At 52.4% G+C, this 12,510-nt stretch carries 14 protein-coding genes; 8 read left to right on the plus strand and 6 right to left on the minus strand.

All coding sequences use genetic code 11. The annotated features are described in order from the left end of the window. Window positions 1-769, minus strand: a 769-nt coding sequence (locus OB13_RS04565) for a lipoyl synthase (protein WP_461488968.1), incomplete at its 3' end; no start/stop codon positions are given. Window positions 770-885: 116 nt separating this feature from the next. Then, entirely contained in the window at window positions 886-1,611 is a 726-nt protein-coding gene (locus OB13_RS04570; RefSeq protein ID WP_461488981.1) for a hypothetical protein, read from the minus strand. A 69-nt stretch (window positions 1,612-1,680) separates the two neighbouring features. Between OB13_RS04570 and OB13_RS04575 the strand changes: the two genes are divergently transcribed. Then, window positions 1,681-2,085 (plus strand): OsmC family protein, encoded by a 405-nt coding sequence (locus OB13_RS04575; protein WP_461488969.1) that lies wholly within the window; start codon window positions 1,681-1,683, stop codon window positions 2,083-2,085. Between the two features lie 39 nt (window positions 2,086-2,124). Here the strand turns inward: OB13_RS04575 and ytxJ are convergent, their stop codons facing one another. The 4 genes from ytxJ to OB13_RS04595 form a co-directional block, all read right to left on the minus strand. Continuing rightward, window positions 2,125-2,466 carry a bacillithiol system redox-active protein YtxJ gene (ytxJ, locus tag OB13_RS04580; protein ID WP_461488970.1) on the minus strand — a complete coding sequence of 114 codons (342 nt, stop codon included), beginning with the start codon at window positions 2,464-2,466 and terminating at the stop codon, window positions 2,125-2,127. Between the two features lie 11 nt (window positions 2,467-2,477). Then, complete coding sequence (locus tag OB13_RS04585; protein WP_461488971.1) at window positions 2,478-2,822, minus strand: hypothetical protein; 345 nt, start codon at window positions 2,820-2,822, stop codon at window positions 2,478-2,480. Between the two features lie 65 nt (window positions 2,823-2,887). Continuing rightward, the gene (locus OB13_RS04590) at window positions 2,888-3,049 is read right to left on the minus strand and encodes a hypothetical protein (protein ID WP_461488972.1); all 162 of its coding nucleotides are present in this window, start codon (window positions 3,047-3,049) and stop codon (window positions 2,888-2,890) included. A 74-nt stretch (window positions 3,050-3,123) separates the two neighbouring features. Beyond that, window positions 3,124-5,103: an alpha-ketoacid dehydrogenase subunit alpha/beta gene (locus OB13_RS04595; protein ID WP_461488973.1), complete on the minus strand. Its 1,980-nt coding sequence runs from the start codon at window positions 5,101-5,103 to the stop codon at window positions 3,124-3,126. 312 nt (window positions 5,104-5,415) lie between these two features. Between OB13_RS04595 and OB13_RS04600 the strand changes: the two genes are divergently transcribed. The 7 genes from OB13_RS04600 (at window position 5,416) to OB13_RS04630 (ending at window position 12,500) form a co-directional block, all read left to right on the plus strand. Beyond that, complete coding sequence (locus tag OB13_RS04600) at window positions 5,416-6,675, plus strand: M16 family metallopeptidase (RefSeq protein ID WP_461488974.1); 1,260 nt, start codon at window positions 5,416-5,418, stop codon at window positions 6,673-6,675. A gap of 148 nt (window positions 6,676-6,823) precedes the next feature. Next, the gene (locus tag OB13_RS04605) at window positions 6,824-7,270 is read left to right on the plus strand and encodes a PepSY-like domain-containing protein (RefSeq protein WP_461488975.1); all 447 of its coding nucleotides are present in this window, start codon (window positions 6,824-6,826) and stop codon (window positions 7,268-7,270) included. Window positions 7,271-7,439: 169 nt separating this feature from the next. Further along, entirely contained in the window at window positions 7,440-7,889 is a 450-nt protein-coding gene (locus OB13_RS04610) for a MarR family winged helix-turn-helix transcriptional regulator (RefSeq protein WP_461488976.1), read from the plus strand. A gap of 75 nt (window positions 7,890-7,964) precedes the next feature. Next, the gene (locus OB13_RS04615; protein ID WP_461488977.1) at window positions 7,965-8,789 is read left to right on the plus strand and encodes an aldo/keto reductase; all 825 of its coding nucleotides are present in this window, start codon (window positions 7,965-7,967) and stop codon (window positions 8,787-8,789) included. 228 nt (window positions 8,790-9,017) lie between these two features. Next, a complete protein-coding gene (locus tag OB13_RS04620) occupies window positions 9,018-10,118 on the plus strand; it encodes an alkene reductase (RefSeq protein WP_461488978.1) in 1,101 nt (366 codons plus the stop codon). 216 nt (window positions 10,119-10,334) lie between these two features. Beyond that, window positions 10,335-10,820 (plus strand): 2-C-methyl-D-erythritol 2,4-cyclodiphosphate synthase, encoded by a 486-nt coding sequence (gene ispF, locus OB13_RS04625; protein WP_461488979.1) that lies wholly within the window; start codon window positions 10,335-10,337, stop codon window positions 10,818-10,820. 27 nt (window positions 10,821-10,847) lie between these two features. Then, window positions 10,848-12,500 (plus strand): M28 family peptidase, encoded by a 1,653-nt coding sequence (locus OB13_RS04630; protein ID WP_461488980.1) that lies wholly within the window; start codon window positions 10,848-10,850, stop codon window positions 12,498-12,500. Window positions 12,501-12,510: the final 10 nt, after the last annotated feature.

Genomic DNA, 12,510 nt, shown 5'->3' on the forward strand with positions numbered 1-12,510 from the left:
GTTTGGTTGGCTGCAGGTATTGGCCTAAGGTAAGTATGTCACAACCATGGGCTGCCAGGTCATCCATGGCCTGGTATACCTGCTCCCTTGTCTCGCCCAGCCCCAGCATGATGCCGGTCTTGGTGCGTTTGCCATACTCTTTGGTGCGGCGTATCTGCTCCAGGCTACGCTCATACTTTGCCTGCGGACGCACACGCCGGTAGAGCTCTTTCACTGTTTCCACGTTATGCGATACGACCTCCTGGCCTGCTGAGATCATGGTGATCAGGGCATCCCAGTTGGCTTTCACATCAGGTATAAGGGTTTCAATGGTAGTGGAAGGAGAGAGCTGCTTTACCAGTGCCACCGTTTCGTGCCAGATGGCAGCTCCACGGTCTTTCAGTTCGTCGCGGTTTACGGAAGTGATCACAGCATGCTTTACACCCATGAGCTGAATGGCTTCTGCCACACGGCGTGGCTCATCCGTATCATACTCATTCGGACGGCCAGTAGCCACGGCACAGAACGAGCAGCTGCGGGTACACACGTTACCCAATATCATGAAAGTAGCTGTACCAGCACCCCAGCACTCACCCATATTCGGGCAATTTCCACTCTCACAGATAGTATGCAGCTTATATTCGTCTACTATGCTTCTTACCTTCGCGTACTCTTTCCCTACCGGTAACTTTACACGCAGCCAGTTTGGCTTGCGCGGCTGCCCCAGCGCATTCAGCCCCTCGGGCATCGCATTGGGCTGTATAACCGGAAGTGTCAATAGTTCATCCATGGGACAAAGATACGAACTTATGCATTAAGACATTAGCAATAATGCCAAGAAAAGTACCGGGCAAGCGCTACGAATGAAAGAGACAACAGCAGGAAAGGGAAATGTGTCAGAATGGGCTACTTGCGGCGGCCGTAGTAGATGTTGAGGTAAACGGAGGCAAATGTGCTGAAGTTCTCCGTCTGCGGAATCATGATCATTTCATTGAAATAATGCTCCACCATAAACCCGACCTCTATACCTGTTATGCTTTCCTTGTAGCGCCCGTACTCAAAGCTGAGGCCGGCCTTGGCATGCACGCCGATGTTGAAGTCGGATTCGCCCAGTCCCGTAAAAACGTTGGCATTGCCGTGTATGCTGTCAAAGTTGCGGTGTTTTTCAGGATCGTATTGCTCTGTGCGGACGTCCCCGGATCCCAATCCGTAGTTATACCGGATGTAGTAAGGCACCAACAGCCCTAAGGACGGGCCGGCTGCTCCTACAGCATTGACCTGTACGCCTGATTCGGCTGCCTTACGGAACAGCACGTATTCGGCTCCGTAATGAGGACGTATAGCAAACAGGTAATTCTGCTTGCCTGCAATGAAGTGATCGCCCGTCTCGAGGCTATAGTAGCGGTTTTCTTTCGGATGCTTGACCTCTACAATCTCCAGGCCACCGAACTGGTACAAGCGCTCTTTCACAAAATAGGAGCTGCGGAAGAAAACGCCCCCGAGCAACCCGCCATTGGAATTCAGGTTGATGCCATAACTCAACTCGGTGTTGAAGTCGTCATCAGATTGCGCAGCCGCTGGCAGGGTTGCCAACAGGGCAAAGACTAGAATGAGAGCCAGGTTCCTTACCACCTTCAATACAGTTAGAGTTTGATTAAATCTGTTTAAATTTACGCACTTATTAACTAAATAACAGCACATATGGCAACTATCAATAGCGCTTACCTGGGTGAGCTGCGCACGCATGCAAAGCATCTTGCCTCCGGCAATACCGTGATCACCGACGCACCGCTTGATAACAACGGCCGTGGCGAGGGCTTTTCGCCAACCGACCTGGTCTGCGCCGCACTGGGCAGCTGCATGACCACGCTTATGGGTATTCTGGCCAACCGCCTCAACCTCAATCTGGAAGGGATGGAGCTCGAAACCACTAAAATTATGGCTGCCGAGCCCCGCCGCATTGCGGAAGTGATCCTCCACTTTAAAATGCCTGCCAACAACTTTACGGACAAAGAGAAGGCGATGCTTGAAAATGCAGCACGCACCTGCCCTGTTGCCCTGAGCCTGCATCCGGACGTGAAGCAGACCGTAACCTTCCAGTACTAATCTATACTACCAGCAGCGTAGCAGGGAGTGGACTCCTTGTTACGCTGTCACTTTCTTTTTAAGCGAATCCAGGCTGATGCCCAGGTGCGACGCATCATAGGTGCACATACCATCCTGTATCAGCAACAGCTGGGGGGACTGATGCTGCACCTCAAATACCTCCGCTATTTCGTTGGAAACCGGCCTGTACCGCAGCAGGTCCAGGTAATACGGTTTTACATGGTCCAGCCCTGCTCCGTTCCACTGGCGCTCCAGCCTGCTTTTGGCGGTAGAGCTGATAGAGCAGGATGTACTATGCTTGAAAATGACCACCGGGGTGCTTTTTGACTCCTCTATTACCACTTCTAATTGTTCCTCACTTGTCAGGGGATGCCAATTCATAGATTTCCTTTTTAGTTAGCTTTATTCTTTTTCCTGAACAGTCTGAACTTCTTTTCTTTGACAGCCGGCTTCTGCCGGGCCGCTTCTTTGCCAGGAGCCTGGCCAGACCGGAAAAGTTGCCCGAAGGAGCGCCCGTCCGCCTTTCCCGCTTCTCCCTTTTTGAAGGTATAGACGTCCATGTTCAGGTGTGTGTCTTTGAAGGATGCGTCCGTATGGCTGGCCTCTCGCAGGGATTGCCTTTTGAGCTGCGCGTGCCTGTTGACAGCTTTGTTACTGATCTGACCCATAGCAGGCCAGGCCGCCACCAATAGCAGCACAAGCGCACAGATCCAGCACTTCATTTGCTTATCAGACATCAACTGCTTCATAACACCTTATAACTTATAGTTGTTATACTAAATTCAGAGACTCTAGTTACTCCCTAGAAAATTCCTTTCCTCTTTTTCACACGTCCATTTTTATCCATCTCCACCCGCACGGCCTCCAGGCCTGCCGCATTTTTGCCTTGCAGCTTTGTGGTCTTCCCCGGCTTCGGGCACGGAATGCCTTTGCGCTGGCACCCTGCGCCAAACAGCAGTGCCATGCACAGCAAGGGCAAAATCAAACATTTACTTTTTTGCATCATGCGGCAATGTAGGTTTATCAGAAAAGAATCTTTTAGAACGCCAGTATACTCTCCACTTTTTCACGCAGGCGCTGCTTTGGCAGGAACTCCTGCTCCAGCGGTGGCGCGAAAGGCACGGCTGTGTCCAGGCTGGCAACGCGCGTCACCGGACCATCCAGCAGCTCAAAGCAGTTTTCTCCGATCCAGGCAGAGATCTCACCGCCTATACCTCCTGTCATCGTGTCTTCGTGCAGTACCAACACGCGGCCGGTTTTGGCTACCGTCTCACGCACGGCCTCTTTGTCCCACGGAAGCAGGGAGCGCAGGTCGAGGATATCCAGGCTGATCTCCGGCATTTCCTGCTGCAGCTGCTTGGCCCAGTGCACACCCATACCATACGTAATGATGGACAGATCGGTGCCTTCTGCTACCAGTTTCGCTTTGCCGATTTCGATGGTATAATAATCGTCCGGAATCTCCTGGGAAATGGAGCGGTACAGGAGTTTGTGCTCAAAGTACATCACTGGATTCGGATCTTCGAGGGCGGCGTTCAGCAATCCTTTGGCATCGTAGGGCGAGGACGGGTATACGACCTTCAGCCCCGGGGTATGGAAGAACCAGGCTTCGTTGCTCTGTGAGTGGAAAGGGCCTGCTGCCGTACCAGCGCCCGTAGGCATACGCACCACCACATCGGCATGCTGGCCCCAGCGGTAGTGGCTCTTGGCCAGGTTGTTCACGATCTGGCTGAAGCCGGCGCTCACAAAGTCTGCAAACTGCATCTCCACCATACTCTTCCTGCCCTTCACCGACATACCCAGGCCTATACCTAGTATAGCCGATTCGCAAAGCGGCGTATTGCGCACACGCTCTTTTCCGAAAGCATCGACAAAGCCTTCCGTTATTTTGAACACACCGCCGTACTCGGCAATGTCCTGGCCCATGAGCACCAGCTCCGGGAAACGCTCCATACTCTGGCGCAACCCATCTGAAATAGCATCCACGTAGCGCTTCTCTGTTCTGGCATCTGAAGTGGGTTGGATGACCTCCTGCTCGAAGGGCAGGTACATATCAGCCAGCTCTTCCTCGCGGTTTGCTTCGGGCATAGGCGTGGCGAACGCAGTCTGCAGGCCTTCTTCTATTTCTGCCTTTAGCTCCTCGCGTATACCTTCTATGGCCTTCTGTGTCAGGACGAGTCCTTCCAGCAGGTATTTTTCAAAGGATTCTACCGGGTCTTTCTTGGCCCACTTTTCAAACAGCTCCTGCGGCACATACTTGGTGCCGCTGGCTTCTTCGTGGCCCCGCATCCGGAAGGTCATCGCCTCGATGAGCATCGGGCGCGGATTTTTGCGCATGCTATAGGCTGCCTGCCGTACCGTGTCGTATACCTCCAGGATGTTGTTCCCGTCAATCTGCAGCGCATCTATCCCATAGGCAGGGCCCTTATCGATAAAGTGCTTGAACTTGAACTGTTCGTTGCTGGGGGTGGAAAGCCCGTAGCCGTTGTTTTCGATCATGAAGATCACCGGCAGGTTCCAGACAGCGGCCACGTTAAGCGCTTCATGGAAGTCGCCCTCGCTGGCACCGCCGTCTCCGCTGAATACCAGCGTCACTTTTTCTCTGTTATCCAGCAGGTCCGCCAGCGCGATACCATCTGCCACAGCCAGCTGCGGGCCCAGGTGCGAGATCATCCCCACGATGTGATGCTCGTTGGAGCCGAAGTGGAACGAACGGTCGCGGCCCTTGGTGAAGCCGGTTTTCTTGCCCTGGAACTGGGCAAACAGCCTGTCGAGCGGCACCTCGCGGCTGGTGAATACGCCCAGGTTGCGGTGCAGCGGCAAAATGTACTCGTCGGCCTCCAGCGCCATGGCGGATCCTACCGAGATGGCTTCCTGGCCGATGCCGGAAAACCACTTGCTTACTTTGCCCTGGCGCAACAGCACCAGCATGCGCTCCTCAATCATACGGGGCTTCAGAATGCCTTTGTATAATGCGATCAGTTCGTCGTCAGAGTATTCTTTGCGGTTATAGTTCATCTTATGAGAAGAAAATTCGTTCTGGTTAGGCAGGTTAAAGCGCGCTTTAGCCTCTTATTATGGTGCTAATTTATAAATTTGTTCTGTACTTCATGAGGTACAAGTAGAAAGACACGTAACACCGGGCATCTGAATCCTCGTAAAGAAAGCAAAAGCTACAGAAAACCTGTAACGCCTGCAAGTTATTGCGGCTTTGATTCAGAACGAAACGAATTCACCCGGCGTACAACCCTGGGTACAAAAAGCCACGGGGAAGTATAGTACAAAGCCCCCGTGCTGATGCCGGGTGGTGCATTTAAGGAGAAAGAAGATATGATACAGTTTGAAGAATTTACGCTTGACAACGGGCTGCGCGTGATCGTGCACGAAGACCATACCTCGCCTATGGCGGTACTGAACGTGCTCTACGATGTAGGTTCGCGTGACGAAGAAGAGGCTCACACGGGCTTTGCGCACCTGTTTGAGCACCTCATGTTCAGCGGCTCCAAGAACATCCCGGTATACGACGAGCCCCTGCAGCGCGTGGGTGGCGAGAACAACGCCTTCACCAGCCCCGACATTACCAACTATTACCTCTCGCTGCCGGCCCAGAACATCGAGACGGGCTTTTGGCTGGAGTCGGACCGCATGCTGGACCTGGCTTTCAGTGACAATGGCCTGGAGGTGCAGCGCAAAGTGGTGGTGGAGGAGTTCAAGCAGAACTACCTCAACCAGCCGTACGGCGATGTATGGCTGAAACTGCGTCCGCTGGCCTATGAGCAGCACCCCTACAAGTGGGCGACCATCGGCAAGGAGATCGCCCACATCGAGGAGGCCACCATGGACATTGTAAAGGCGTTCCACAGGAAACACTACTCACCCAGCAACGCGATACTGGTTGTGGCCGGCAACGTGACCTTTGAGAAAGCAAAGGAGCTGACCGAGAAATGGTTTGGCCCTATACCTGCCGGAGAAAAGTATACCCGCCACATACCGCATGAGCCGAAGCAACCGGGCCCACGGGTACTCGAGACAAGTGCCGACGTGCCGCTCAGCGCCATCTACAAGGCCTATCATATGCCGCACCGCACCCATGCAGACTACTATACCGTGGACCTGATCAGCGATATATTGGGCCGGGGCAAGTCCTCGCGCCTATATGAGAAGCTGGTAAAGGAGCAAAAACTGCTGAACTCTATCTCGGCTTCGGTGACAGGCTCTATTGAACCCGGCCTGCTGATCATTCAGGGCAAACTCAACGAGGGGGTAAGTCTTTTCGAGGCCAATGCGGCGATCGAGGCAATCAATCAGGAGCTGATGGAGCAACTGGTAGAGGAGCAGGAACTGAACAAAGTTAAAAACCAGGCCGAAACATCCCTGGTGTTTTCAGAGATCGAGCTGCTCAACCGCGCCATGAACCTGGCCTACGGCAAGTTGCTCGGAGACGCGAATTTTATGAACACAGAAGGCGAGAAGATCCAGGCCGTCACCCCCCAGGATATTATGCGCTGTGCCAGGCAGGTGCTGGACCCCAACAACTGCTCTACCTTGCTGTATAAAGCCGAAAAGAAAGAAAAGCCCGTGGAGGCTTAGCACTCCGATACGTTCAAAATTTTGCCAGAAGAGACCTGCCGCTGGCGGGTCTCTTTTATTTTGTGCTTCTGCTGCTTCAGATTTCCTTCAGAATCATTTAATAGTTTTATATTAGCTATTCTGTACATCCAGCTTAAACTAAAAAAAGATGAATTCTACGGCCTTTGCGATTCTGCTTCTTGCCAGCTCCCTGTGCTCCTGCGAAAGTGAAGGGGATATAGAGCCCCGGGATGTTCCGGCTGAGACCAGGCAGGCACTTCTTACCATTTTCCCCAACTCCTCTTATATAGAGTGGGAAAAGAAGGGGAGTGAGTATGAGGCTGAATTCAAAGTGGATACCGTGGCATATGCCGCTCTTTTCAATGGCTCGGGCAAGTTGCTCAAGTATAAGCATGCGATACGCGAAGCTGAACTTTCGGGTGAAGTAACGACCACTATCCGTCAGAAATTCTCCGGATACAAATTAGACGAACCGGAAAAGCTTCTGAAGGACGGGAGCACTTTTTACCAGGTAGAACTGGAGACGACGACAAAGGAAGAAAAGCTCGTCTTCCTGACAAACGGCCAGCGCGCTCCGCTATCCTACTGGGACTAACCCCATCCCGGCTCTTCCTTTCCCGGATTTTATAAACCTATAAGCCAGCACCCGGCAACACACAATTGTCCGAGCCCTGCTACCCCGCGAACATCAGACGAAACTTTTTCAGGCCAACGTTTGTATATACAAATAACCAACCTAACTTTGCACCACCATCCGGCAGCTTATGCGCATAGAAGACGAAATACAGCAGAAAGACTTCAAAGACGACCACCGTCGCCTGGTAGTGAACCTGTTGTTTACGAATAACTGGCTCAATCAGCAGTTCATTCCTTTCTTTAAAAAGCTTGGGCTGACGCTGCAGCAGTACAATGTATTGTCCATTGTGCGGGGGCAACAGCCACAGCCGGTATGCTTCGGAGAACTACAGGAGCGCATGATCGACCGCAACTCCAACGTGACGCGCCTGGTGGATAAACTGATCGAGAAGGGCTACGTGACCCGCGACATCTGCCAGGCAAACCGGCGCATGATCGAGGTACGGCTGACACCGGCAGGTATAGAGAAGCTCCAGCAGATCGATGCCCAGATGCCTGACTTTTATAAGCGCTTCCATAACCTGTCACAGGAGGAGGCTGTACTGGCAAGCAACCTGCTGGATAAGCTGAGAGGCTAAACTATTTTTTTGCTCAATTGTTTGTATACACAAATAATGTATGCACCTGACTATTTAAAAACTTAGATACTGAACATGCTTCATCGTACGATCAAAGATACATCGATACCGGCCCTCGGGCTGGGAACTTTTCAGCTTCCGGACGACACGGCACGCGAGATAACAGCGGCGGCGCTGTCAGCAGGTTACCGCCACATCGATACGGCCCAGATCTACCGAAACGAAGAAGGGGTGGGCACCGCGATCAAAAACGCAGGTATAGCACGGGACCAGGTTTTCCTGACCACCAAGGTATGGCGCGAGCATCTTTCGAAACGGGATTTCCTGCCATCGGTGGAGGAAAGCCTGCGCAAGCTCAAAACCGACCACGTAGACCTGCTGCTGATTCACTGGCCTAATCCGAGCGTAGCTATACCGGAGTACATGGACCAGTTGATGGAAGCACAACGAAAAGGCTATACCCAACACATCGGCGTCAGCAACCACCCCACTGCCTTACTGGATCAGGTCCTGGCAACGGGAGCCGATATCATCACCAACCAGGTAGAGTATCATCCTCTTATCAACCAGACGAAGCTGTACAGTTACCTGCGGGAGAAAGGAATTACGCTTACGGCCTACAGCCCCATTGCCCAGGGCAAAGTATTGGGCCATGCGATCCTGCAAGGTATAGCCGAGAAGTATGGCAAGAATGAAGTGCAGGTATCGCTGCGCTGGCTGATCCAGCAGGAGGGCGTGCTGGCTATACCCCGGACTTCCAAAGCGGAGCGCCTGGCATCGAACATCGACATCTTTGACTTTGAGCTGACACAGGAAGAAGTAAGCCAGATAGATCAACTGAAGCAGGAGAATACACGTGTTGTCAATCCGTCCTTCGCTCCGGACTGGGACACTATTTAATTAAGAATTACGAATTAATAATTAAGAATGTGAGGCATGTGGTGGCGTCTCGCCACCTGCACCTAAAGGTGCAAATTAGCGGCCAGAGTCCGCGTAATAGCTCACACTCGCGGGACGCGAGCGAGGGCACATGGGATTCAGCATGACACAACCTGCTCGGACAGATCGTGACTTGCCCGCATCACGAAAATCAACAATTAATCAATTTAACAATCAACAATTTTAGATATGTCACAACCACTTTTAAGACCTATACAACTTCATAACCTCGTACTGAAGAACCGTGTCATCATGGCACCGATGACACGCAGCCGCGCCGCGAACGAAGGCAATGTACCCAACGAACTGATGGTAACTTATTATACCCAGCGCGCAGGCGCAGGCCTTATCATTGCGGAAGGTTCCCAGATATCAAAGCAGGCAGTAGGGTACGTGAACACACCCGGTATTTACAGCGAGGAGCAGGTAGCAGGCTGGAAAAAAGTAACCGATGGCGTGCATGCCGAAGGAGGCAAAATATTCCTGCAGCTCTGGCACGTAGGCCGTATGTCACACCCGGACTTTCACAACGGGGAGCTTCCGGTAGCGCCTTCTGCCATCAACCCTAATGACCAGGCCTATACGCCACAGGGATTCAAAAAAACGGTGACGCCCCGTGCACTGTCCATACCTGAGATCAAGCAGATCGTACAGGATTATAAGCAGGCGGCTAAGAATGCGATGGACGCTGGTTTTGATGGCGTGGAAGTGCATGCTTCCAACGGTTACCTGCTGCACCAGTTCTTTAACAGCACCTCCAACATCCGCACCGATGAGTACGGCGGTTCAAAAGAGAACAGAGCCCGCATTTTATTTGAAGTACTGGAGGCGATACAGGAAGTTGTACCCATGGAGCGGGTAGGCGTTCGTCTGAACCCAAGCCTGCACGGTGTGTTTGGCATGTCATTGGACGAAAACACTATGCCGACTTTCGACTATATTGTCGAGAAGCTCAATAACTACAACCTGTCCTACCTGCATTTGTCTGAGCCCTTTACGGATGTTTCTGCCGTGCCACACGCGGAGCCTAACATCGCCAGGCGCTACAGACCTATCTACAAAGGCAACCTGATCATCAATGCCGGCTTTACGCAGGAGAAAGGCAATGCCGTGATCGAAGCAGGTGAAGCTGACATGGTCGCATTTGGCGTACCGTTCATCGCCAACCCGGACCTGCCGGAGCGTTTCCGTAAAAATGAGGAACTGCAGGCCCCGGACAAAAATACGTTTTATACGCCCGGTGCCGAAGGCTATATCGATTATCCTTCCCTTGCGGAAGCAGAGGCCTAAGCCTGAGGCGCTTTTTCAAATATACCTGCAAACAGCCGGCTGCCCTAGTGGTAGCCGGCTGTTGCTGTTTTAAACCTTTATTCCTGTTTCGTGTCTATACCTATACCTGTAAAAAAACACGCGCTGTTAGCACCAAGAGGGCAAAAGAGGCTATATTTACTTTTTGTACCCGCCGTAAAAGGCTAACCCCTATACCTTAATTCAGTATCATACACTATGAAGCTCAAAATAAGAACCGGCTTTGGCTACGATGTGCACCAGTTGCAGGAAGGGCTTGACTTCTGGCTGGGCGGTATCAAGATCCCGCATACGCACGGGGCCCTGGGTCATTCGGACGCCGACGTTCTCGTACATGTGATCTGCGATGCCCTGCTGGGTGCTGCCAACATGCGCGATATCGGCTTCCACTTCTCTGACAAAGACCCGCAGTACAAAGGCATTGATAGCAAGATCCTGCTCAAAGAAGTGATACACCTGCTGGCGCTGGAAGGCTATGAAATCGGCAACATTGACTCCACCATCTGTCTGCAGGAGCCGAAGGTAAACCCGCACATACCAGCCATGAAGAGCTGCCTGGCACAGGTAATGGGTATACCCGAGCAGGACATTTCCATTAAAGCCACCACAACCGAGCATCTGGGTTTTGTGGGCAAGAAGGAAGGCGTCGCTGCTTTTGCCACCGTACTGATCATCAAACAATAATCTATAACCTCACCATCACCCTAAAACATGAAGCATAATCACTTATACGTGTATGCCCTGGCAGCTCTGCTTACCACAGGCTGTGCGACTACACCTACCACAACCGGCACCACTGAGACAACTGCTCCGGTTGCTGATGCAGCCAAACTGCGTGAGTCTGCCCCTAAGTATGCAGCTACTATCACAGCGGCTGACCTGTCCAAACACCTGCACATCCTGGCATCGGATGAATATGAAGGACGCAACACAGGCGAGAAAGGCCAGAAAATGGCTGCCGAGTACATTGCCCGCGAGTTCAGGGAAGACGGATTGATGGGTCCGGTGAAAAATTCAGGTACCAGCCCCTACTACCAAACATTCGACCTGGAGAAGAGCCAGTGGGGCGAAGGCTACATCACGGTAGGCAAGCAGAAGTTCCTGATGGGCCAGGACTTTTATGTATTGGGCGCATCGCCCTACCAGACTGAGCAGGCGGCTGAAGTGGTATTTGCCGGATACGGCATTGATGCCGACAACTACTCGGACTATGCCAACCTGGACGTGACCGGCAAAATGGTTGTCGTGCTGGCAGGTGAGCCCAAAGCAAGCGACGGCAAATTCCTGGTGAGCGGCACCGAAAAGGCATCCGACTGGGGCAATGACTTCCGCGCCAAGCGCAATGCTGCCACCAAGCGTGGTGCCAAGAGCGTAGTGATCGTGACAGGCACTACTTCCGATGAGTTCAACAGCCTCACCCAGCGTTACAAGAACTTCCTGTCCCGCCCTTCACTCGGGTTAAAGAACACAGGCGCACAAACCAATGCCGCTTCCCTGTTGGTTTCGCCACAGGTAGGCGCGGCTCTGCTGGGCACGACACCTGCAAAAATGCTGGCTTATGCTAATACCGTAGCAAAAGCAGGCAAACCGACAGCCGGCACCTTCACCGCTGTGAAAGATGTAAAGATCAAAACAGAGCGCGTGAGCACTCCGCTTCCGACCGAAAACGTGCTGGGCTTTATCGAAGGCACCGACAAGAAGGATGAAGTGATCGTCGTAACCGCACACTATGACCACGTAGGTATAGAGGACGGCGAGATCTACAACGGCGCAAACGACGACGGATCGGGTACGGTGGCTGTGATCGAACTGGCAGAGGCTTTTGCTCAGGCTAAAAAAGAAGGGATGGGGCCACGCCGTAGCGTGCTGTTCATGACCGTGACGGCTGAAGAAAAAGGCCTGTTGGGTTCTGAGTACTACGCCAACAACCCGATCTTCCCGCTGGCCAACACTGTAGCCAATGTCAACATCGACATGATCGGCCGCATGGACTTTGATCATGAGAAGCAGAACGACAGCAACTACATCTATGTGATCGGCGCTGACAAGCTTTCATCCGAGCTGCACCAGATCAACGAAGAGATGAACCAGAAGCACGTAGGCCTGAAGCTCGACTATAAATTCAACGACGAGAATGATCCGAACCGCTTCTACTACCGCTCTGACCACTACAACTTTGCCAAAAACGGTATTCCGATCGTGTTCTACTTCAACGGCGTGCACGCCGATTACCACAAACCTACGGATACAGTAGACAAGATCATTTTTGAAAGTGCTGAGAAAGTGGCGCGCCTTGCTTTCCACGTAACCTGGGAACTGGCCAACCGCGATAACCGCATCGTTGTAGACAGCAATAAAAAATAGGCTTTTGAGT

The organism is Pontibacter sp. HJ8, assembly GCF_054824225.1.